The sequence below is a fragment of the Methylobacterium sp. 275MFSha3.1 genome, from assembly GCF_900108435.1.
Classification (GTDB): Bacteria; Pseudomonadota; Alphaproteobacteria; order Rhizobiales; family Beijerinckiaceae; genus Methylobacterium.
The window spans coordinates 49,746-70,379 of record NZ_FNWP01000003.1; the positions used below are offsets into that span (position 1 = coordinate 49,746).

Below are 20,634 nucleotides of genomic sequence, written 5' to 3' on the forward strand. Positions count from 1 at the left end.
CGGCGTCCCGCGCCTCACGAGGCCCGCGCGAGATCCTGAAACGGGGCCGGGGATCGCGCGGCGGCGAGCACGCCGTCCATCTCGGCCTTCGGCATGGCGTGGCCGAACAGGTAGCCCTGGCCGAAATGGCAGCCCTGTTCGGAGAGCCAGTCGAGGCTGGCGTCGGTCTCGATCCCCTCGGCGGTGGTGGAGAGGCCGAGGCTCGCCCCGAGCTTGATGATGGCGTCGACGAGCTTCGCCCGCTCGTCGCTCATCGTGATGGCGTCGACGTAGCTGCGGTCGATCTTCAGCTTGTCGAACTTCAGTTCGCGCAGGTGGTACAGGCTGGAATAGCCGGTTCCGAAATCGTCCAGCGCGATGCGCACGCCGAGTTCGCGCAGCGACAGCAGGGTCGTCCGGGTCGCCTCCAGGTCCTGGATCAGGGCGCTCTCGGTGATCTCGACCTCCAGGCGCTGCGGCGGGAAGCCGGTCTCGGTCAGGATCCCGAGGATGCGCTGGGCGAGCCACGCGTCCTGGAACTGCTGCGGGGCGATGTTCACCGCGAGGACCAGGTGCGGCGGCCAGGCCCGGGCATCCAGGCAGGCGCGGCGGATCAGGCTGTAGCTGAGATCCGCGATCATCCCGGTCTCCTCGGCCACCGGGATGAACTCGCTCGGGCCCACCACCCCGCGCGTCGGGTGGCGCCAGCGCGCCAGGACCTCGACCCCGACGATCTCCTTCTCGGGGAGCGACACCACCGGCTGGTAGAAGGGCTCGATCGCGCCCGTCTCGATGGCGAGGCGAAGTTCCGTCTCCATGCGGGCGCGGGCCCGCAGCTCCGCGTCCATGGCGCTGCGGAAGAAGCGGACATTGCCGCGCCCGTCCTTCTTGCCCTGGTACATGGCGAGATCGGCCGCGTGCAGGATCGCGTCGGCGTCCCCGTGCTCGGCCGACACCGCGGCGACGCCGACCGTGGCCCCGACCTTCAGGTCGTTCTGGCTCCACGTCACCGGCTCGGCGATGCGCGCGATGACCGCCTGGGCGAGGCGCCGCAGCGCCTCGCTCTCGTAGCGGAGCGGGACCAGCATGGCGAACTCGTCGCCGCCCAGACGGGCCGCCAGGCCGCCCGACGGCACGAGCTGCTGGAGACGCTCGGCCACGGCGCACAGGACCGCGTTCCCGGCCGCATGGCCGTAGAGGTCGTTGACCGGCTTGAACCGGTCGAGATCGATGAGGAGCACCGCCGCGTCCGCGGCGCCCGGCGCGTGCGCCCGCTCCACGGCGTCGATGAAGCGGCGACGGTTCGCCAGGCCGGTCAACCCGTCGTGCCGGGCGATCGCCTCGGCCTGCGCGGCGGCGGCGGCGCGCTCGAGCATGAGCCGCCGGAGGATGATCGATTTGCGGATGCTGGCGCCCCACTGCGCCACGCCCATGCAGGCGGCGAGCAGCAGCAGGTCCGTGAGGTTGTAGGTGGCGACGACGCTGTTCAGATACGCGAAGGTCCCGAGCGTGACGCCGACGAACCAGATCCCGACGCCGATCACGAGGAGGCACAGGGTCTCGTACAGCTCGCCGCGGCCCCAGGCTCTCGACGTCTCGATCGGCATGGTCAGGACCCGGTTTCCAACGTCAGAGCGAAGCATGCCGTCCGCTCACGCGCTATAGATCAGCTCCGGACGCGGCAGCTTCTCTACATCTTTACGGGTCTTTGTCTTGGTTTAATTTGGATTAAATCGCGCCGCCACGCTGCGCGCGGCTCGGGGGCGCCGGTATGTCCCATCGCGGGAAGAGATGGACAGGGCCGCGCCGTCACGCCTCGTCGACGGCGTCCGGACGCTGCGCGGCCGCGCGGCTCTCTTGGAGGGTGGCGGCGGCCTTGACGATCGACAGGATCCCGCCGCGGGTCGTCTCGTCGGTGATGCTGGTGAAGGCCAGGACGAGTTCCATGACCTTCGGATCCTCGAACAGGGCCGCGGGTCCGACGCGTCCGCCGCCGTTGTCCCGCGGATCCGCGAAGAACGTGTCCACCGGCACCCTCAGCAGGTCGGCGATGGCCTGAAGACGCCCTGCGCCGATGCGGTTGCGCCCCTTCTCGTACTTCTGAACCTGCTGGAAGCTGACGCCGATGGCCTGACCGAGATCAGTCTGGCTCAGGCCCTGTGCCACGCGGAGCGCCGCGATGCGGCCGCCGATCGAGCGATCAGTCTCGGTGGCGGACTTGGGCTTCGGGGAGGACGACATCGAACGGAAACCTTCAGCATGCTGGATGAGTGGCACTTACCCAGAGTCGCGGAAAAAAACACAACCGAAAACTGCTTAGCGCACCAATAAGTTGCGCAATTCCTAGTTGCACTGGACGCATGGCTTGGCTGTTGGTTGTACGCCCAGGGACGGTGAAACCGCAATGGTCAACTGTATCCGTCACGCAGCGCACAGACGGTTTCCCTCCTGCGCCTGTCTTCGCCGGCTACGGCAGCCTCTCAGTCGCCGTGCGCGACGATACATCGGAGATCGGTCGAAGGGGTGGTAAAGTACCGAGGCCTCCGATCGTCGTGGTGGACGGTGACGGATATGTGATGCGGCCGGCATTGTGGTGGGACTGCGGCCGCGGGTCTCCATCAAGACATCGGCGATGCAATTCACCGGCGCGAATGTCGCGGCCGGCGGGACACACACCCCTGTTTCCGACATCGGGCCGCGTCTATCGCCGGCCTAAACACTTTAAGTCCCGGTCGAGAAAATCTATGAAATGATGTATTCACCGGCCAGGCTCGACGGTAGAGTCGGTCTCCCATCACAGCGCCCTCGTCGATGACCGACCTTCTCGTCACCCTCCAGGAGCCAGCCGAACCCGCCGGGCAGGCCGGGCCGGGATCCGAGACGTCGGCCCTGCGCGCGCATATCGCGCGGATTCTGCGCAGGCTGCCTCCCGCCAAGGCGACGAAGACGACCTGACCTCGACCGCCGGGAACGGCGCAGCGACCTGCCCGGACGGATCATCCGCTCGGGACGGGCGCCCGGTCCGGACGCCCCTCCTAGGCGACGGCCTCCAGCGGCTGCGGCCGGGCGCGGACGCGATCGAGGATGTCGAGGGTGCGGATGCTGTCCGCGAGCGGCATGATCGGGCTCTCGCGGGCGCCGGCGAGCAGGCAGCGATGCACCTCGTCGATCTGATGCCGCAGCCCGAACCCGAGGTACGGCGTCGGGATCAGCGCGACGCGGCGGAAGTCCAGCGGCTGCAGGAGGCGTTTCGCGAAGGCCAGTCGGCCGACGGCCTGGCGGCGCGGCGGGGCACGGTCGGCGGGCGCCGGCGCGGCCGCGGTGCGCACGCGCGTGAGGAAGGGCGGGCACAGGAACTGCCGGTGCAGGTGGATGCGGCCGTGCGTGCCGACGATCACGGCGGCGTTGTCGGCCTCTCCGGTCGAGCCGCAGCTCAGGGTCGCGGTCCTGGCGTTCCAGCCGAGCGCGAGCGCGGCCTGCTGCGCCGCCGCACCGCCCCGATCGAGGCCGACGCCCGAGACCTCGGTGGGTGCGCCGAACAGGTGGAGCGCCAGCGACACGGGGTAGACCCCGAGATCGAGGATCACCCCGCCTTCGGCCGGATCGTCCGTCCGTCCGGGCGGGTCCGGCGCGCGGGGGAAGAACAGGCGGGCGTCGAGATGCAGGGGATCGCCGATCTCGCCCGCTTCCAGCATCGCCTTGGCCCGCACGACGCCGGGCGTGAAGCGCATCCACATCGCCTCCATGCAGAAGACGCCCTTCCGCCGCGCCGCCTCCGCGATGCGCCGCGCCTGCCCGCCCGAGAGCGCGATCGGCTTCTCGATCAGGACCGACTTGCCGGCCTCGATGCAGGCCAGCGCGCTGTCCATGTGGTCGCTGTTGGGCGTGGCGATGTAGACGACGTCGATATCCGGCCGCGCGGCCAGGGCCTCGACGCCGGCGACGGCGGCCGGCGCGCCGGACGCCTGGGGGAAGGCCGCGGCGAAGGCCTGGGCGCTCCCGGTGCTCCGCGCCCCGACGGCGGTGAGGCGCGCGTCCGGCCGCCCGAGAAGGTCGCTGACGAAGCGCTGGGCGATGATCCCGGTGCCGAGGACGCCCCACGAGACGGTCTGTGCCATGGCTAGAACCTGGATCTCAGCTGGATCACGGCGCCGCCGCCGGCATTCTGCATGGCGAGCGCGATCTCGGTGATGTGCAGCACGAACCGCGCCGGGAGCGGCGCCGGAACGCCCGCCCGGATCGCCGCGGCCTGGGCCGCGGGTCCGCGGGCGAAATCCATCTGCGACGGGTAGCTGGGCAGCTTGCCCCCGAAGCGGGGAGTCGGCAGCTTCCGACCGAGGAAGATCCGCCCGGGCAGGTAGCGCTGGATCCGGTGCAGCAGCCGGCCGAGCCGCCCGGGCGCCTCGCCGCTCGGCGAACGGAGATAGACCGGGCCCTGGCTGGCCCACGAATCGGTCACGGTCAGGACGCCCCGGTCGCCGATGATGTGCAGGGATCGGTCCTGCGGCGCGACGAGGCCGCAGGTGATCCGCGCGACGACACCGGATCGGAACTCCAGGCACGCTGTCGAGAAGTCGTTGGCGACCGAGTCCGGGGGCTGGCCGGTGCCCTTGTCCGGGTACAGGCGCGACGCGAAGGCAGTCATGCGCTCGACCGGGCCGAACATCAGGCTCATCCAGGTCAGGTAGTAGCCGGCGTGCTCCAGGGTGCAGCCGACCCGGTACTCGTCCTCGGCCGGCCAGGGGGCGCCTGTCACGCTCCGCCATTCATGCACCGGCTCCCGGAACACCGGCCCGTCCTCCAGCTCGGCGTAGACGAGCCGGACCGACCCGACCTGGCCGGACGCGACGGCCTCCCGCACGGTCGCGCCCGCCTCGCCCAGGATGCTCGCGGGCGCGCCGCTCAGCGAGAGGCCCTTCGCCTCGGCGAGTTCCACCAGCGTTTCGGCCTGGGCGTACTCCATGGCGAGCGGCTTCTCGGAGTAGACGTGCTTGCCGGCCTCCAGGGCGGCCTTGGTCACGACGTAGTGACTGTGCGGATTGGTCAGATTCAGGATGAGGCCGATCTCCGGCTCGGCGAGCAGGGCCTCGAGGCTGTCGAAGGCGCGGGCGTTGTAGTGACGGCAGAATACGGCGCGCCGCTCCGGGTCCCGGTCGTAGACGCCGGCGAGGCGCAGTTCGGGGTGGTTCACGAGGGTCGTCATGTAGAAGTCGGCGACGTAACCGCAGCCGACGATCCCGATCTGCATCTCTGTCCCTGAAGGTCATCCGCACCGGATTCGGGTCGTAGCGGCAGCGCTCCGTTCCGCGCCTTCATCAATTGGGCGTAGGATCGACGCGCCGAGAGCTCAGCGACGCTCTCCGGCGCCCGAATTCGGCGCCCATGTCTCGGCAGTACACGGCGCTCGGGCCGCAGGCGCTGACGCTATTCGGTCGAACGCGCGTTTAACGCTCCGTTTACCGTACGGTCCGACAGTTCCGGTGCAACCGGAGCCCCGTGGACAGCCATGCTCGATGTCGCCTTCTGGTGGTGTGTGGCCGTGGCTTTGACCGGATCGGTCGGCCTCGTCGGCCTGGCCGTCGTCGCCGGCCGGAGCGGCCGCTCGCAGCCGCGCGGCCTCAAGCTTACCCGGACCGAGCCCCTCGTGCTCCGTCACTTCGGGCGCGCGTAGGTCGGCATTCGACCGGCACCGGCCGAGTATCCGGCGTCTCAGATCTTTAAGTTCGCGGTGGGGTTCCCGCCGGGAAGATCCGTCGTGCCCAGGTCGCGCGAGGATCCCTGACCCTTAACCGGTTCACCCCGGTCGACGTAGCCGTCGGGCACCACCGCCTGGGATCCCTTCGATGGAAGGCGGGTCGGGATCGGGCCGGTCGCGGTCACCGGAACGGACGTAACCGAGGTCGTCGACGGCAGGATCGCGTGCCTCCGGGTGCCGCTCGACCCGCCGACCGGTCGGGCTTGCCACGGTGCGACATCACCGTTTCCGCGGGTTCGATCTCCGGTGAGCCGCTTCCCTGCGCGGCGCCGGACGCTGCCGGTGTCAGGTCAGGGACAGCGATCGAGGTCCGGCCGCCTCACGATCTCACCCGGAGCACGATCTTGCCTCCGAGCCGACCCTCCTCGGAGCGCGCGTGGGCGCTTGCGACCTCGTCGAGGGGAAACTCCAGGCCGACTCGCGGCACCACGAGGCCGCGCTCGAGGAGGCGCGTCACGGCGTCGAGCTTGCGGCCGTCCTGGCGTGAGAAGACGAAGTGATAGGTGGCGTTCCGGCCCCAGGCGCCGATGAGGTTCTGAGGCGTCGCGGTGTCGACCAGGGTGACGACGCGCCCGTCCTCGCGGAGGATGTGCGGGGAGCGCGCGAGCGTGTCGCGGCCGATCGTGTCCAAGACGACGTCGACGCCCCTGCCCTCGGTCAGGCGATCGACGGCGTCCACATAGTCCTCGCGCTCGAAATCGATGACGGCGGAGGCGCCGAGCCGCTCGACGCGCGCCACGTCGTTGCCGCGCGCCGTCGCCAGGACCCGTGCCCCGATGGCCTTCGCGACCTGGACGGCGATCGCCCCGACGCCCCCGGCACCGCCGTGGACGAGGACGGTCTCTGTGACCTGCAATCGGGCCCGCTCGACCAGCCCTTCCCAGACGGTCACGCCGACGAGGCTGACGCTCGCGGCCTCGGAATGGGTGAGGTTGACCGGCTTGCGCGCGACGATGCCGGCATCCGCCACGTGGTACTCGGCGTACGATCCCGGACCGCCGAAGATCCGCGGCGTGTAATAGACCTCATCCCCCGCGCGGAACTCGGTCACGTCGGATCCGACCTGGTCGACGACGCCGGACACGTCGTGCCCGATGATGGCCGGCAGCGCGACCTGAGCGGCGTAGTCGCCGCGGCGGATCTGGCCGTCGAGCGGGTTGATCGACGTGGCATGCACGGCCACGCGGACCTGCCGGGGTCCCGGCCGAGGGTCTGGCAGCTCCCGGACCTCGAAGCTGTCCGGCCCCCCGAACTTCGTCAACACCATCGCCTTCAAGAGAGCCTCCCGTCCTGACCGGCCAACCTTGTGTCAGCCGGGCTGCGGGATGACGAACGCGTTCTCCTCACGGGGCCGATGAGCTACGTTCAGCCATGACGATGCGGAGATCGCTTCCCCCCCTCGCGGCGCTCCGGGCCTTCGAGGCGGCCGGGCGCCGCCTGAGCTTCCGCGCTGCCGCCGACGAGCTGGGTGTCACGGCGACCGCCATCAGTCATCAGATCCGGCTTCTCGAGCAGACCCTGGGGCTGCGTCTCTTCCACCGCGAGACGCGCCGGGTCCGGCTGACCGCCGAGGGCACCGTTCTCCTGCCCGTGCTGCGCGACGGTTTCGACGCGTTCGCCCGAGCCATCGATGAGATCCGCGGCCGGCACGCGGCCGGCGTTCTCACGCTCTCGGCCCCGACCGCCTTCGTGGCGAAGTGGCTCGTGCCCCGGCTCGCCGACTTCCGGGCCGCGCATCCCGGTTGCGATCTGCGACTGCACGCGTCCGACAGCTTGGTCGACTTCGCCCGCGACGGCGTGGACGTCGCCGTCCGATACGGGCCCGGTCCCTATCCCGGCCTCGACGCGCACAGGCTGGTGGTCGACCGGGTCGCACCCGCTTGCAGTCCGCGTCTCGCCATTCGATCCGAGAGCGATCTGGCCCGCCACCCCCTGCTGCACTTCGAGTGGCCCGACCTGACCGACGAGACGCCGACCTGGCCGGCCTGGCTGCGGAAGGCCGGGATCACCGATATCGATGGCGGTGCGGGCATCCGCTTCAGCGACGAAGGTCACGTCATCCAGGCCGCGATCGCCGGTCAGGGCATAGCGCTGGTCTCGGTCGTACTGACCGCCGACGACCTGGCGAGCGGCACGCTGACTCAACCCTTCGGCCCCGTCCTCGACGCGCACCCCTACTGGGTCGTCCACCCGCGACATCCGGCCCAGGCGGGACGCGTCGGGGTGCTGATCGACTGGCTGCGCAACGCAGCCATCCGGTGACGCAGGACCATGTGGCGAGGTCTGTATGACGGTTCGCGAGCGGCCATCCGTCGGCGGTTCGGCAATCTTTGTTCGGGGCGGGACCCGGCATCTCGACCATGAGGTGGCGACCGTCCGAAGCGTTGGCCCAAACTCCCTGCTCGATCGCAGTGCTCGTCGTGGAGCGTAATTTTTGCCGATCGCCGGTAAATCTCGGCGGCATAGCAAGCCTAAACCCAGTGTCCGGTAAAACCGAAGCTTAAGTCAGAATGGCAGGCGATGCTGTGTCGTAAAGGCGTGGATGAAGACGTTCGACGGAACCTGTTGCAAGCCCGCCAAGGCGGTCAACGACGAAGGAGTGCGAATCTGAGATCTTTCGCGATCGATCGCCATCGTGGACGGCCGTTGTGAACCGCCCGATAGGTTCCGCCGGCGACACGTGCCGACAGGCCCTGGAGTGCCTCCAGGCGCGTCTCAGTTCGATAGATCGCTTCGCGCTTCTCGAGCTGGTCAAGCGCGCTGCGAAAGAAAGCGGCCGCCCTTGCCCGATCGAAAAGTGGAAAATGCTCAGCCGTCGCTTCCGGAAGCCGCTCGACGATATCGATCATGGCGGTCGTGGCTTCCCTGTAGGGATCCAAGCCCCCAGCTACCGTCCTCCGACCCGCGCTCCGCTCGCGCTCACCGTGTCCGAACAGATTATGGGCGTGCTGCCGATAGCGGACCAAGGGTACATCGATCTCGACGGTCAGACCGACGACTTGCGCCAGGAACATTACCCAACGGTCGTGAGCGATCATCTCGCTGGGGACAATGAAATCGATGAAACGGTCATCGACATCCCACAGATCCAAGAGTTCCCGTCGAAAGACAATCGAAAATCCGAAGAACGTCAACCACGGATCGTAGGTGAGCGGTTTTCTGAGTCCGGTACGATGAATGCCTTGCCGAAAGACGCCAAGCTCGCGATTGCTGGAGTCGATAGTGATGGCCGTATGGGCGATCATCGAGACGCTGCGATCGTCCAGATAGGGCGAGCAAAACTCGATCTTCTTCGTGTCCCAGATATCGTCCTGATCGCAGAAGGCGACGAATTTTCCACGCGCCAACCGAGCGGCTCTCAAGAAATTGCTTCGAAAGCCGAGCGCGGGCACGTTCTCATGGATTTTGAACTCGATTGCGCTGCCGCAAGAGAAATTTCGGACAATTTCTAGCGTGTCATCCGTAGATGCGTCGTCGGAAACGATGATCTCAAGAGGATGTACTGTTTGCCCGACGAGGGTTTCAAGCTGTTCGCGGATAAATCTCGATCCGTTATGCGTGGCAAGAACAACAGAAACACCATGTTCATATCGCATGATGATGTCCTGACGAAACGGATTGCTATCTTCTGCGGCCGGAGCAACAATCAGACCATCTCTCGGTCACGGGTGGCCTCTCGAGTTCTTGCTATCGGGTGAGCGCGTATTCATTTGGGACCACAGTCTTAATCGAACGGATTTGGATGCAAATAAATGAACGGAGCTGTGGCGGCCGAAGCAGATATTCTGCTCCCTTCTCCCGGTAAGATGTCGACCAAGAACGTCTTTCTTAAACTCGAGAGTGGCGTTTTGCGCCGACGCGGAGGCTGTTGATTTATCATCTTAGTCGTCGGTACTGTCTATAGCCTTCGCCACAAAAAGCAAGAGCGCTAATGAAGTTCTTGTTCTGCCGTTCCGATCATTGACCTGTACCCGCCGGGGGCCGGAAGGGATATCGACGCGGCCGGATGACGGCGTGCGCTCCGACAGATCTGCGACGCCGAAGCTGACCGGCGGGAATCCACGCCACGTTGCCGACTCGCAAGCTACCCAACCCAGGCGTTCGGAGAGCGGTCGTTGCCTGCCGAAAGCCGCCACTCATCGATCGTCCAGCAACCTCGGATTGAAGGCGCGGTTGGCATCCCACTAAGGAATCCCATTCGCCCCGTGGTCTCGGTAGCCGGATCGAGCGAGAAGGCGATCATGATAGGCCGAGACGGCGGGATAGCTCGGGCGCTCCATTGGCGTCATGCGCCAACGGTTTACGGACAAGCCGAGAACGACATCCGCCAACGTGAAGGCTCCTCCGGCCACATAAGCTCCGGTTGAGGAAAGATGGTGGTCAAGGATCCCCATATTCGCGTTCCAGGCCTCGACCCCCGCCACTATCCGGTCTGGATCGGCGTAGGCCGGATCACGACGAACGAGGCCGAGGAAAGCCGCCCGCCAAGACGCGTTCAACTCGGTCGCTTGCCAGTCCATCCATTGTTCAACCAGAGCGCGTCCACGCGGGTCAGCAGGGAGCAGATCCGTCCGAGCGGCGCTCGCAGCGAGGTAGCGGCAGATCGTATTTGACTCCCACAAGGCCCCTGCCGCGTCTTCAATCACGGGCACGAGGCCGTTCGGGTTGCGAGCCAGAAATTCCGGGGTATCCGTTGCTTGGAAGCCGCTGCCGTAGTCCTGGCGATCGTAATCCAATCCGATCTCGGCACAGGTCCAAAGCACCTTGCGAACATTGATCGAACTGGCCTTGCCGAGAATGCGGATCATGGGAGCGGGTTAGCCAACGCTGGAATGATGAAGAGACGACCACAGAGGGCGTGGTTGCATCTTCCACCCGCGGAGTTAACCGCCCTTGTCTCAAGTGCGCAAAGCGGATGCAGCGAGCGACCTCGAGAGGATCTCGAGCGATGTCCACGGCTACGCCCGCTTCGATGCGTCCACAATCCAGATGCGGTCGGGCAGGGAACCATCCATCTGAGACGTTGGGGAGAGCCATGCGCGGCGGCAGAAGCTGGCCGAAAGATGCCGGTCTGCTCCGGAGTGAAACTGCCGGAAAAGCCGACACCTCCTGTCGCGCGTCGTCAGAACACCGCGTGGTCGCCGCGCTCGGCGACCGCCTCGCCACGGACCACGCGCGCATAGTAGTCGAAGAGCGTCTCCGATCCCGTCGACGGAGTGGCCTGGGCATCGTATCGCCCGGTCGCCGGGTCCAGGACGAGCATGGACTCCGTCGCGTAGTAGCGCCCGATCCGCGCGAGTTCGGCCTTGGCGGCCAGGACCGGCACCCATCGGCCCATCGTCGTCAGAACGGCGACGATCGCGTCCAGCAGCACGACCGGAATGTGCGTGAAGCGCGGTTCGCGCCCCAGAAGGGCGAAGAGCCGCTCGCCCTGCGCGCGTGGCGTGATCGCCTCGCCCGGGCCGCCGATCGGCAGAACGCGATTGCGGCGGTCCCCATCGTCGAGGCAGTCCGCGAGATAGCGGCCAAGGTCGTCGTCGCTGATCGGCTTGCAGGCCGTCAAGGTCCCGTCCCCGAACACCAGAAATGGCTTGCCGCGTTTCACGCGTTCGATCTGTCCCGAGAGCGATTTGAAGAAGGCGGTGGGCCGAACGATCGTGTAGTCGAGCCCCGATGCGATCAGCTCTGCCTCGAAGGCGCGCTTGGCGTGCTGAAAAGCGAGGATCGGCTTCTGGACGCAGATCGCCGACAGAAGCACGACATGCGTGACGCCGGCCGTCCGGCCCGCGTGCAAGGCCTCGACCTGCGCGCCGTAATCGATCGCCCAGGCATCGTCGGGCAGCCCCGTGCGCGAGGCGAGGCACGACACCAGGGCGTCGAAGCGTTCGCCGCGGACACCGTCGCGCGCCAGCGACACCGTGTCGGTCAGATCCACGATGCGCGCGGTAGCGCCTGACGGGATTGCGGTTTCGGCAGGGCGCCTGACGAGGCAGACGACCTCGTGGCCGCGCGAGACCAGTGCCCGAACCGTTGCCCGGCCGATTGTGCCGGTCGCTCCCAGGAAGAGGACACGGCGCGGCCTCACACCGTCCGGTCGATCCGCTTTCATGATCGCTTCATCAAGACGTTCAACCATCCTAGCGCGACGGCGACGCTTGCGCTGCCCCGTCGAACGGCGAAAGCGAAGATACGACGGGATCCGCAGAATGATCCGCGTCAATCTTGACGTTCAGCTGCGCGAGACCGCCTGTCCAGTGTCGACCCTTGGCCTGAGGTGGCTTCCACTCTCCACCCCAAGCCGTCGCGAAGCCGGACGGTGCGCACCCTGTAAGTGCGCAACCGGCAGTTCGCTCACTTGCGTCGCGCAACGCGGGGTGCGCAACGCGAACTTGCCGGCGCCCTCCCTGACGAGCCCGCGCTACGCCGCAGGAAGGTGGCGGGTGGGTTCGGCACGCGCCAGCGGGGCAGTTCCAGCGCGCCTTCGAGGAACCGTCGGCCGCGGACAGGACGCCGGCGCAGGCCGGGAGCGGGGTGGCGAAGAAGGCCGAGAATCTGGCCAAGCGGATGCCGGACGCCGGATGCCGGGCGCAGCGGCGCAGAAGGTGGTGGCCGGCGGTGAGACCGGCGAGGCGGAGAGCGTCACGATTTCCGGACAGTGGGGTGCAGATCCCCGACGACGTCGCCGACAGCCTGCAGGGCTGATCGTCAGCCGCGCCCCTTGGCCGCGAACCCCAGACCGGCCGTCTCGAGAACGGTCTCTTCGTCTCGCGATCGGCTTCGAGCCGGTCAACGCGAGGGCGATTCGAACGGCACCACCGTCGCCATAGGCTGAACGATTCCGGTCGTCGCTACACTAACCGGTCGACCAAATGTTTGTGCCCAACTCAACTGAATGACGCAGATTCTTTCTTGTCCGACAGATGGTCTCCGAGCTATCTCAATACGTCGACGTTTAGAGAAGCCGATCCAGCGCACGACCGGATGCGCGCACTTGTCGCGTGAACCAAGCGATGGCCCGATTTGATACCGAACGCGGGTCGAGCACTTGCACTTTTGTCTCACGATACACATGGAATGCGGCTCCCTCCGGCAGCAGTGAGGGGCCACTGCAGAATTCAGCCGGACGAGCTGGATCTATATTTCCCTACGCTGAGCCTCGATGTCGGCCAGATGATAATTCAGTAATAATTTACCATCGATGATGATATAACATTGTTTGCTTGAGCTGAAATCGCGGCCAATGCGCGGGCATGCAACTAAATAACGTTCCCGCGGTGATACATTCGAGCGCGAATGGTGGTCTCGCACAGGCGAAATGCTCGACGGTCCCGCGACGAACTCTCCATTTCTGGACCAGCGAGACGCCTGCTCAGATCAGTCACCCTCGGGGTGCACCGGGATGCGCACCACCGTTGCTGCCCCCCTCGATAGCGCTGTCGCAGAGGGAACAGGCTGCGGGTGAGGTCAGGCTGACCGGTTTTCATCGCTGCGGGCTGATCCGAGCGTTTACCGATCGGCCGCGTTTCGGTCACCGACGGCGACACCGGGGTGATCTGCGGGACCCGCATCCGCCGTCGGACTGGAAGCGTGCCGAGTGCGCCAGTGGCGTCGAGACCGGCCGGAAATGGAGAAGCCCGCGGCGCCCGCGGCAGCGCCCACGCGGGCTGTCTGCGCGATCGAGGGCGACATCGCGCGCGAGGCCGACGAGATCGACCAGCTTCCCGGAAGCAGGGACTACGACCGGACCGTGATCGACACGGGCTCCGGCGAGCGCTTACTCTGCCGCGAGATCGAGGCCGCGGGCTGGCGAATGGCGCGCGGGTGATGGACGCGCCCGTCCCTGAACTTCCCTCGACATCAACCGTTCCTGTGCCACAGCAATCGCAGGGACGACTTCATGACTCGCACGCTCGCGGCGCTCGCAGGAGCCTTGTCCATCGCCCTGGCCGCGCCGGTCTCAGCGCAAACGGTGACGGGCGGCGCGGGAAACACCGGGGTCGCCCCGCCGGCGACAACCGGAGGTGCCGGCCCGGGTGCCCGGGATCTCGGACCGAGCCCGGTCACCCGTGGAAATGAGGCCAACCCGAGCAACTCGTCGATCCCGGGCACGACGCCGGGCGTCAACATTGGCGGCACCCCCACGAGTGGGCCGCCCGGCACTGGCGGCACATCGGGCGGCCCGTCCCTCGGTCGGTAAGCCCGCTCGGCCCCGCCCCGATCTGCTCACGGGGCGGGGGAGCGCCTGATCTCACCAGCGTGTGAGCCGAGCCGATACGCAACGCGGCCCGGCGGCAGGTTCGCGGCCCGCGGTTACCGGGCGGTATCCCATGCACCGAAAGCAAGTTTTAAGATTACCGTTCTATATGTCTGACATCGCATTGCATTCCGATGTTGACCATGACCCTCGCGCTGTTGGCCGTCCTGATTGCCGGGGCGCTGTGTCTCGGAATGATCTCCGCGTTCCTGCCGTTTCAGCGTCCGCGCGAGGAGATCGAGTTGGCAGAGTTCACCGACGACGAATTCTTCGACATCGGCGGCCCGATCATCGATTTGCAGGCGACGCGCTAAGGGCGCTCGACACGGACTCGCCATTCATCGGTCGGCGGGGCATCGAGAGGCGCGCCACGGCGCGCCGGGCAGGTCAAAGCGAGAGGTGCTTCGTGGACCCCCAGCCATTCACCATCGACACCGAGGCCCAGGCTCAGACGTACCTGACCGATCTCCTCAACAATCCGAAGAACCGGTCGATGAGCGAGATCGCGAGGCACTGCGCCCTGCGGGTCCGCAACCCGAAGATCAAGGCGTTCTTTCTGACCGAGGGCGCGAAGATGCTCGCCGAGATGAAGGCCTAGGGGCGAGACAGGAAAGCTCCGACCGGCGAACCGGACGGCCCGTCCGGATTCGAGCCCCGGCGGGCGTGCAGCAGCAGCGAGAACGTCCCGCGCGACGGTGCCGACGGGGCTGAAGGCGGTAGCCTCGAGGGCATGCCGAGGCCCGGTCGACGCGTGGGCAGGCGGGACGGTTTAAGCCTCCGACGAGGACGGCGCCCGGCCTGCGTCCAGGCTGACCTGACCGGCCGCCTTCGGACCGAGCTGATCGAGAGGATCTGCCAGGACCGGAGGAGCCGGACAGGCGGCGCGGTCGGACGACGCGCGCGGAGCAGGGCGCGCCGAAGCTGCACCAGATCGAGGTGCAGACAGCCCGGGGCAAGAACTTGGCGCTTGCGTGCGCGGAAGCGGAGATCTCTGAGCAGAGTGCCTCACGCTGGCGCAAGGCGTACGCCGGTCTCCGAGTCGATCAGGCTCGGAAGATGAAGGATCCGGAGCGCGAGAAGGCTCGGCTGCGGCGGCTCGTGGTCGATATGACCTTGAAGAAGCAGATGTTGGCGGACGTGGCGGCCGGAGCCTCGTAGCATTCGAACGACGCCGCTAGGCGGTTGCAGACATCCGAGAGAGGTACGGTCTTCCGGAACGCCACGCCTGCCGGACCGTCGACCAGCACCGCGGCACGCGACGCGATCTGCCCTCCGTGTCGGCCGAAGAGGACGTGTCGACCCCTGCCATCATCGCCCTGGCATCCGAGTGCGGGCGCTGCGGCTGCTGCCGTGTCAACGCACTGCTGCGAGCGGATTGCAGGCAAGCGGGCCAGGATCGGGTTCGGCGCATCGGGCGTCGCGAAAGGCTCGAGGTTCCGCAGAATCCCTTTGACCAGGGAGGGCGTGACGACCGCGCGTCGCGACGTCCGGGAGATCGGCGCTGACACAGGCAACGCCCCGGGCTTCGAGGACCTCGCGTGGGCCCCGGGCCTCGCCGACCGCCGGCTCGGGATGCGCGGTCCGATTGTCCAAGAAGGCCTCGCTTGGCAGACGGGAAGGCCGTTGACGATAGATGATGATCATAATAGATTATGAGCGTCATATCAAACCGTCGAGGGCCCGCGGGGGAGCCGGCGATGGATGCGGACTGGTCATCGTACGCACCAGCCTGGCCGGCCCGGATTTCCGTGACCCTGAAGCCAGCCTTGGTCCAGGCCACCGAGGTCGCGCCGGCCGCGGGGATGGTCGAGGGTAGTGGCGCCGAGATCGAGGGCCTTGGGCAGTTCGGAGGCCCCACCGGCGTGACGATCGTCGACGCCAACATCCGGGTCTCGGGTGGCCGGCCGAGGCTCCTTTTCAATACCCCCGAAGCCGGACGAGGGGGCCCGACCTCCCGAGTCCGCTCCTCGGGCATCGCGTAGCCGGCCGCCGAAGCTGTCACGGACGAGGAAGCCTTCATGGACATCAGGACGCGCCGACTGCTGACGGCCCCTCTCCTGCCGACGCTGGCCCGGATGGCCGTGCCGAATGTCGCGGTCATGATCGTCCAGACCTCCATCGGCCTGATCGAGACTTACTTCGTCGCCGAGCTCGGCACCGACGCCCTCGCCGGAATGGCGCTCGTCTTCCCGGTGGTCATGCTCGTCCAGATGCTGTCCGCGGGCGGCATGGGCGGCGGCATCCAGTCGGCGGTCTCGCGCACCCTGGGCGCTGGTCGGCAGGACGCGGCGGGTCTGCTCGCGTGGCACGCCGCCGCCATCGGCCTCGGCCTCGGTGTGTTGACCAGCCTGCTCGCCTTGACCCTGGGACCGCGCCTCTACGCGGCGATGGGCGGCACGGGTGCCTCGCTCAGGGCCGCGACGGCCTACGCGACTGTCGTGTTCGGCGCGGCGATCCTGATCTGGCTGTTCAACGCGCTGGCGGCGGTGATCCGCGGGACCGGCAATATGGCGCTCCCGGCCGGCGTCACCTGCGCCGGGGCCGTCCTGCTGATCCCGCTCTCGCCCGCGCTGATCTTCGGGTGGGGGCCGTTCCCCCGCCTCGGGGTCGTGGGCGGCGGTGTCGCCTTCGCCGCCTACTACGCCGTCGGCGCCACCCTCTTCGCCGCCTACATCTGGTCCGGCCGAGGTGTCCTGCGCCCGAGCCCTCGCCCGCCGAGGCTGACCTGGGCGCCGTCCCGCGAGATCCTGCGCGTCGGCCTGCTCTCCGGCATCGCCAGCATGACCTCCAACGTCACCGTCATCGCCGCGACCGGCTTCGTCGGGACGGCGGGACCGGCAGCGGTGGCCGGGTACGGGACCGGCGCGAGGCTGGAGTACCTGCTGGTCCCCCTGGTGTTCGGGCTCGGCTCGCCGATCGCCGCCCTCGTCGGGACCGCCCTCGGGGCCGGGATGCACGCACGCGCCCGTCAGGCCGCGCTGACCGGCGCCCTCGTGGCGGGTGTCCTGACGGAGGCCATCGGCCTCACGGCCGCCCTCCATCCTGCCGGGTGGCTCGGCCTGTTCGGGCACGATCCGGCGATGCTCGCCACTGGCTCGACCTACCTGCGCGTCGTCGGACCGTTCTACGGATTCTTCGGGGCCGGCCTCGCCCTCTACTTCGCGGCCCAGGGGGCCGGGCGTGTCGGCTGGCCGCTCGCCGCGAGCGTCCTTCGGATGGCCGTGGCCCTGGGGGGAGCCTGGATCGCGGCGAGGCTCGGGCTGGGCTTGGTCGGGATGTTCGTCGCCCTCTCGGCCGGCTTCGTCGCCATGGGCCTCGTCAACGCGGCCGCCTTCGCGACCGGCCGGATGTTCCCGGCGGAGCCCGCGCCGAGCACATCCCCTGTTCCGCCGAGCCTTACGGCGGCCGCCAATTCGGGACGCTGAGACGAGGCCTGCGACGCGGACGAGGCCGATGGGTGCCGGCGCCTCCGAGGCGAACGGCGTCCGCGTCCCGGGGCCGCGTCTCCTTCGGGATGAGCGGGGCGCCCGCCTATCTCAAGGCGACGGTGCTGGGAGCACCCGAGGAGCAGTTCGGCAGGATCCTCGAACCGACCGACCCGCGCTCGCGATCCGTGACGGAGATCGCCGATGAATCCTCCGAGACCCTGGACCGGATTGGCGAGGCCCTCGGATCTGGCTTGCTTTCAAAAATGATGACCATAATTTATATTGGGTCGCAGCGGGCAAGGTGCCGCGTGGATCGGAGGGCGATATGAGCAAGGGCAGCATCAAGACCGCGGTGGTCACAGGCGCCTCGTCTGGCATCGGTCTGGAGACGGCGAAGGCCCTTCAGGCTGCGGGCTACCGCGTATTCGGGACCAGCCGGAGGGCGTCTCCGGCCGTGAACGGCGGGATGGCCACCATCGTCTGTGACGTCACCGATGAGAGATCGGTCACTGAGATGGTCGAGACCGTCTTCGGCGAGACGGGGAGGATCGACCTCCTCGTGAACAACGCCGGCTTCGGCATCAGCGGCGCGGCCGAGGAATCGTCGGTCTCACAGGCTCAGGCCATGTTCGACGTGAACCTGTTCGGCGTCATCCGGACGACCCGCGCCGTGCTTCCCCTGATGCGCGCGCAGAAGGGCGGCCGGATCATCAACGTCAGCTCTGTCCAGGGCCTGATCCCGGCCCCCTACATGGCGCTCTACGGCGCCAGCAAGCACGCCGTCGAAGGCTACTCCGAGTCGCTGGACCACGAGGTTCGTGGGCAAGGGATCCGGATCGTGCTCGTCGAGCCCGCCTTCACCCGGACGGCCTTCGACCGGAACCTCGTGCGCCCCGACGCGCCGCTCGGCATCTACGAGGCGGAGCGCGCCGGTCGAGACCGGTTCCTGAGCGAGGTCATGAAGTCCGCCGATGCGCCCGAGGTCGTGGCGAAGGTCATCGTCGAAGCCGCCACCGCGACGAGCCCGAAGCGCCGTTACACGGCGGGCCCCAAGGCGAGGCAGGTCAGCCTGCTGCGCCGCTTCGTGCCGGCCACCGCCTTCGACAGGAGCTTCCGCAAGGAGATGCGCCTCCCGCAGGTCCCGTGATCACGAGTCCGGAGAGGTCGCGGTTCCGGCGCGTGTCGGCGTGCAGGGTTTGAGATCGGCCGGGCGCCAGCGCCGTCGATCCTGACCCTCCGCGCCGCGTCGTCACCAGGCACACCGACAGCACCCGCAGCTCCGCACCGCTTCGTCGACGTGCGGTGGAGTGATCCGAGGTGGCCCAGGCAGGGCGAAGCCTGGACGGCCGCGCCTACCTGCGGGCGATGAAAGTCGGGGAGGCGCGCCTCTGCCGCCGGCCGCGCTGCTGAGGATCCAAGTCGATCGCCTCGTCAGAGAGCTCGGCGGCCTCGCGAAGCGCGGAGACGGTCGGGTTCGAGGCCATGGGCTTCGGCGACCCTTCGCCGCCAGGAATGCACCGACCGAGAACAGACCCTGGGTGGCTCTGGTGGCCCATAGTGCCCACGTGCACCGCGCGTTCCGCCTTTGCTCGCGGACTGACCAGCGATCGTTCCAGGACAGAGCCTTGTTGCCCAAAGGCTTGAAATGGTCGGAGTGGCGGGATTCGAACCCACGACCCCTAGTCCCCCAGACTAGTGCGCTAACCGGGCTGCGCTACACTCCGACGCCGCTAGGGCTCGCGGCTCTTAGCCTCCGCGCCGCGCCCGCGCAAGCCCTTCGGCGCGCGCGGGCCGCGCGGATGTGCTGGCTCTCGCGGGTCAGGCCCGCTACGGGGAGGCCTCGCCCCCGCGATTGCCAGAGGATCATGACGGACCGACCGATCGCCTTCGATCTCACGCGCCTCGTCACGCGGCTGCGCCACGCGAGCCCGTCGGGCATCGACCGCGTCGACCTCGCCTACGCGCGCGCCTATCTCGGCCGGGCGGAGACGGGCGTCGGCGTCGTCTCCACGGCGTTCGGACCGCGCATCCTCGACCGCGCGCAGGCGCTGGAGATCGTCGAGGCCGTGGCGGCCGGCTGGGTCGAGGACCGGGACGCCGCGTCGGACCCGGTCTACCGGCGGCTCGCGTCCCGCTGCGGCGATCCCGCCGCCGCGCCGGCGCCCGGCACCGCACCGCAGGCCGGGTCCGCCGACCGGCGGCGGATCCAGGCGCGCAAGACCGTCGACATCGCGCTGCGCGGCCGGTCGGTCGCGATCCTGCCCCGGGACGCGCTCTACCTGCACACCTCGCACCTGCGCCTCGACGACCCGCGGCGGTTCGACTGGCTCTATACCCGGCGGGACGTCCGGGCGGCGTTCTTCGTCCACGACCTCATCCCGATCACCCACCCGGAATACGGCCGGTCCGGTGAGGCCGACCGGCACCGGGCGCGCCTGCGCACGATCGGGCGGCACGCCTCCGCCATCCTGGTGAACTCGGAGGATACCGGCCGGCGCACCCTGGCGCATCTCGCCGCCGAGGGGTTCGGGCGGCCGCCGGTGGCCGTGGGCCATCTCGGGGTCGAGGCCGCCTTCGGCCACGCCGGGCCCCGATTCATCCCCGACCGGCCGACCTTCCTGGTCTGCGGCACCATCGAGTCGCGCAAGAACCACCTGCTGCTGTTCCAGATCTGGCGGCTCCTGGCCGAGCGCCACGGGGCGGCGGCACCCCGGCTCGTCGTGGTCGGGCGCCGGGGCTGGGAGGCGGAGAGCGCCATCGACATGCTGGAGCGCTGCCCCGGCGTGCGCGCCCACGTCATCGAGGCCTCGGGATTGTCGACCCACGGTCTGGCGGCGCTGATGCGCAGCTGCACCGCCCTACTGATGCCGTCCTTCACCGAGGGCTACGGCATCCCCGTCGTCGAGGCCGCGGCCTCGGGGCTTCCGGTGATCGCCTCCGACATCGCCGTCCACCGCGAGATCGCCGACGGCTTCGCGCTGTTCCGCGATCCCCTGGACGGTCCGGGCTGGATCGAGGCGATCGAGGCGCTCGCGCGGCCCGACGGATCGCTCCGCGCCGAACTGGCCGGCCGTCTGGCCGGGTACCGGCCGCCGGACTGGCCCGCGCATTTCGCGGCCGTGGCGCCGACCCTCGCGGCGCTCTGACGGAGACCGCCGATCCGCGCCGGGCCAGGCCTCCTCGGCTGCCTGCCCGCCGGCCGAAGGCCGCGGGCCGAG

Annotated in this window: 18 protein-coding genes, 1 tRNA gene and 3 pseudogenes; 12 read left to right on the forward strand and 10 right to left on the reverse strand. The window is 68.2% G+C overall.

Going from position 1 to position 20,634, the window contains the following annotated elements:
• Positions 1 to 14 precede the first annotated feature (14 nt).
• Positions 15 to 1,622, reverse strand: coding sequence for a putative bifunctional diguanylate cyclase/phosphodiesterase (locus BLW78_RS03125; RefSeq protein ID WP_244526754.1), 1,608 nt, complete (start codon positions 1,620 to 1,622; stop codon positions 15 to 17).
• A 166-nt stretch (positions 1,623 to 1,788) separates the two neighbouring features.
• Positions 1,789 to 2,220 (reverse strand): helix-turn-helix domain-containing protein, encoded by a 432-nt coding sequence (locus tag BLW78_RS03130; protein ID WP_056527784.1) that lies wholly within the window; start codon positions 2,218 to 2,220, stop codon positions 1,789 to 1,791.
• Positions 2,221 to 2,790: 570 nt separating this feature from the next.
• On the opposite strand from BLW78_RS03130, the gene BLW78_RS31260 reads away from it, so the two are divergent.
• Positions 2,791 to 2,934 (forward strand): hypothetical protein, encoded by a 144-nt coding sequence (locus BLW78_RS31260; protein ID WP_020095037.1) that lies wholly within the window; start codon positions 2,791 to 2,793, stop codon positions 2,932 to 2,934.
• An 80-nt stretch (positions 2,935 to 3,014) separates the two neighbouring features.
• Here BLW78_RS31260 and BLW78_RS03135 read toward each other — a convergent pair whose 3' ends face one another.
• A complete protein-coding gene (locus tag BLW78_RS03135) occupies positions 3,015 to 4,097 on the reverse strand; it encodes a Gfo/Idh/MocA family protein (RefSeq protein WP_091676596.1) in 1,083 nt (360 codons plus the stop codon).
• 2 nt (positions 4,098 to 4,099) lie between these two features.
• Positions 4,100 to 5,227, reverse strand: coding sequence for a Gfo/Idh/MocA family protein (locus BLW78_RS03140; RefSeq protein ID WP_091676599.1), 1,128 nt, complete (start codon positions 5,225 to 5,227; stop codon positions 4,100 to 4,102).
• Positions 5,228 to 5,485: 258 nt separating this feature from the next.
• Here BLW78_RS03140 and BLW78_RS31265 point away from each other — a divergent pair, with 258 nt between their 5' ends.
• Complete coding sequence (locus BLW78_RS31265; protein WP_165923078.1) at positions 5,486 to 5,650, forward strand: hypothetical protein; 165 nt, start codon at positions 5,486 to 5,488, stop codon at positions 5,648 to 5,650.
• 403 nt (positions 5,651 to 6,053) lie between these two features.
• On the opposite strand, the gene BLW78_RS03145 is transcribed toward BLW78_RS31265, so the two are convergent.
• Positions 6,054 to 7,010: a zinc-dependent alcohol dehydrogenase family protein gene (locus tag BLW78_RS03145; RefSeq protein WP_091676601.1), complete on the reverse strand. Its 957-nt coding sequence runs from the start codon at positions 7,008 to 7,010 to the stop codon at positions 6,054 to 6,056.
• A 95-nt stretch (positions 7,011 to 7,105) separates the two neighbouring features.
• On the opposite strand from BLW78_RS03145, the gene gcvA reads away from it, so the two are divergent.
• Positions 7,106 to 7,996, forward strand: coding sequence for a transcriptional regulator GcvA (gene gcvA / locus BLW78_RS03150; RefSeq protein ID WP_020095032.1), 891 nt, complete (start codon positions 7,106 to 7,108; stop codon positions 7,994 to 7,996).
• A 323-nt stretch (positions 7,997 to 8,319) separates the two neighbouring features.
• On the opposite strand, the gene BLW78_RS03155 is transcribed toward gcvA, so the two are convergent.
• The 4 genes and pseudogenes from BLW78_RS03155 to BLW78_RS32150 form a co-directional block, all read right to left on the reverse strand.
• Complete coding sequence (locus BLW78_RS03155) at positions 8,320 to 9,330, reverse strand: glycosyltransferase (RefSeq protein ID WP_091676604.1); 1,011 nt, start codon at positions 9,328 to 9,330, stop codon at positions 8,320 to 8,322.
• Positions 9,331 to 9,918: 588 nt separating this feature from the next.
• Complete coding sequence (locus BLW78_RS03160; RefSeq protein ID WP_091676605.1) at positions 9,919 to 10,542, reverse strand: glutathione S-transferase family protein; 624 nt, start codon at positions 10,540 to 10,542, stop codon at positions 9,919 to 9,921.
• A gap of 314 nt (positions 10,543 to 10,856) precedes the next feature.
• The gene (locus BLW78_RS03165) at positions 10,857 to 11,843 is read right to left on the reverse strand and encodes an NAD(P)H-binding protein (RefSeq protein ID WP_091676608.1); all 987 of its coding nucleotides are present in this window, start codon (positions 11,841 to 11,843) and stop codon (positions 10,857 to 10,859) included.
• Positions 11,844 to 12,139: 296 nt separating this feature from the next.
• Positions 12,140 to 12,240 (reverse strand): annotated as a pseudogene (locus tag BLW78_RS32150) (peptidase S24); the annotation flags it as partial.
• On the opposite strand from BLW78_RS32150, the pseudogene BLW78_RS31675 reads away from it, so the two are divergent.
• From BLW78_RS31675 to BLW78_RS03220, 8 genes and pseudogenes are all read left to right on the forward strand, one after another.
• Positions 12,233 to 12,436: pseudogene (locus BLW78_RS31675) on the forward strand (hypothetical protein); the annotation flags it as partial. The pseudogenes BLW78_RS32150 and BLW78_RS31675 sit on opposite strands and share 8 nt — an antisense overlap.
• Positions 12,437 to 13,358: 922 nt before the next feature.
• The gene (locus tag BLW78_RS03180) at positions 13,359 to 13,559 is read left to right on the forward strand and encodes a nuclease (protein ID WP_091676611.1); all 201 of its coding nucleotides are present in this window, start codon (positions 13,359 to 13,361) and stop codon (positions 13,557 to 13,559) included.
• A 572-nt stretch (positions 13,560 to 14,131) separates the two neighbouring features.
• Positions 14,132 to 14,302, forward strand: a complete 171-nt coding sequence (locus tag BLW78_RS31270) for a hypothetical protein (RefSeq protein WP_170855082.1) — start codon at positions 14,132 to 14,134, stop codon at positions 14,300 to 14,302.
• 92 nt (positions 14,303 to 14,394) lie between these two features.
• Positions 14,395 to 14,586 (forward strand): hypothetical protein, encoded by a 192-nt coding sequence (locus BLW78_RS03195; RefSeq protein WP_020095026.1) that lies wholly within the window; start codon positions 14,395 to 14,397, stop codon positions 14,584 to 14,586.
• Between the two features lie 254 nt (positions 14,587 to 14,840).
• Positions 14,841 to 15,427, forward strand: a pseudogene (locus BLW78_RS31680) (transposase); the annotation flags it as partial.
• A gap of 309 nt (positions 15,428 to 15,736) precedes the next feature.
• A complete protein-coding gene (locus tag BLW78_RS03205) occupies positions 15,737 to 15,970 on the forward strand; it encodes a hypothetical protein (protein ID WP_139307669.1) in 234 nt (77 codons plus the stop codon).
• A gap of 36 nt (positions 15,971 to 16,006) precedes the next feature.
• The gene (locus BLW78_RS03210; protein ID WP_091676618.1) at positions 16,007 to 17,413 is read left to right on the forward strand and encodes an MATE family efflux transporter; all 1,407 of its coding nucleotides are present in this window, start codon (positions 16,007 to 16,009) and stop codon (positions 17,411 to 17,413) included.
• Between the two features lie 328 nt (positions 17,414 to 17,741).
• Positions 17,742 to 18,563, forward strand: a complete 822-nt coding sequence (locus tag BLW78_RS03220; RefSeq protein WP_091676624.1) for an oxidoreductase — start codon at positions 17,742 to 17,744, stop codon at positions 18,561 to 18,563.
• Positions 18,564 to 19,062: 499 nt separating this feature from the next.
• On the opposite strand, the gene BLW78_RS03225 is transcribed toward BLW78_RS03220, so the two are convergent.
• Positions 19,063 to 19,140: transfer RNA gene (locus BLW78_RS03225), tRNA-Pro, on the reverse strand.
• Between the two features lie 141 nt (positions 19,141 to 19,281).
• Here BLW78_RS03225 and BLW78_RS03230 point away from each other — a divergent pair.
• Positions 19,282 to 20,562: a glycosyltransferase family 4 protein gene (locus BLW78_RS03230; protein WP_091676627.1), complete on the forward strand. Its 1,281-nt coding sequence runs from the start codon at positions 19,282 to 19,284 to the stop codon at positions 20,560 to 20,562.
• The last annotated feature ends 72 nt before the right edge of the window (positions 20,563 to 20,634 follow it).

Bases quoted from the DNA above. Each gene is read 5' to 3' on its own strand.
- BLW78_RS03125 (WP_244526754.1), bottom strand. From the start codon at position 1,622: ATGCTTCGCTCTGACGTTGGAAACCGGGTCCTGACCATGCCGATCGAG.
- BLW78_RS03130 (WP_056527784.1), bottom strand. From the start codon at position 2,220: ATGTCGTCCTCCCCGAAGCCCAAGTCCGCCACCGAGACTGATCGCTCG.
- BLW78_RS31260 (WP_020095037.1), top strand. From the start codon at position 2,791: ATGACCGACCTTCTCGTCACCCTCCAGGAGCCAGCCGAACCCGCCGGG.
- BLW78_RS03135 (WP_091676596.1), bottom strand. From the start codon at position 4,097: ATGGCACAGACCGTCTCGTGGGGCGTCCTCGGCACCGGGATCATCGCC.
- BLW78_RS03140 (WP_091676599.1), bottom strand. From the start codon at position 5,227: ATGCAGATCGGGATCGTCGGCTGCGGTTACGTCGCCGACTTCTACATG.
- BLW78_RS31265 (WP_165923078.1), top strand. From the start codon at position 5,486: ATGCTCGATGTCGCCTTCTGGTGGTGTGTGGCCGTGGCTTTGACCGGA.
- gcvA (WP_020095032.1), top strand. From the start codon at position 7,106: ATGACGATGCGGAGATCGCTTCCCCCCCTCGCGGCGCTCCGGGCCTTC.
- BLW78_RS03155 (WP_091676604.1), bottom strand. From the start codon at position 9,330: ATGCGATATGAACATGGTGTTTCTGTTGTTCTTGCCACGCATAACGGA.
- BLW78_RS03160 (WP_091676605.1), bottom strand. From the start codon at position 10,542: ATGATCCGCATTCTCGGCAAGGCCAGTTCGATCAATGTTCGCAAGGTG.
- BLW78_RS03165 (WP_091676608.1), bottom strand. From the start codon at position 11,843: ATGAAAGCGGATCGACCGGACGGTGTGAGGCCGCGCCGTGTCCTCTTC.
- BLW78_RS03180 (WP_091676611.1), top strand. From the start codon at position 13,359: ATGGAGAAGCCCGCGGCGCCCGCGGCAGCGCCCACGCGGGCTGTCTGC.
- BLW78_RS31270 (WP_170855082.1), top strand. From the start codon at position 14,132: ATGACCCTCGCGCTGTTGGCCGTCCTGATTGCCGGGGCGCTGTGTCTC.
- BLW78_RS03210 (WP_091676618.1), top strand. From the start codon at position 16,007: ATGGACATCAGGACGCGCCGACTGCTGACGGCCCCTCTCCTGCCGACG.
- BLW78_RS03220 (WP_091676624.1), top strand. From the start codon at position 17,742: ATGAGCAAGGGCAGCATCAAGACCGCGGTGGTCACAGGCGCCTCGTCT.
- BLW78_RS03230 (WP_091676627.1), top strand. From the start codon at position 19,282: ATGACGGACCGACCGATCGCCTTCGATCTCACGCGCCTCGTCACGCGG.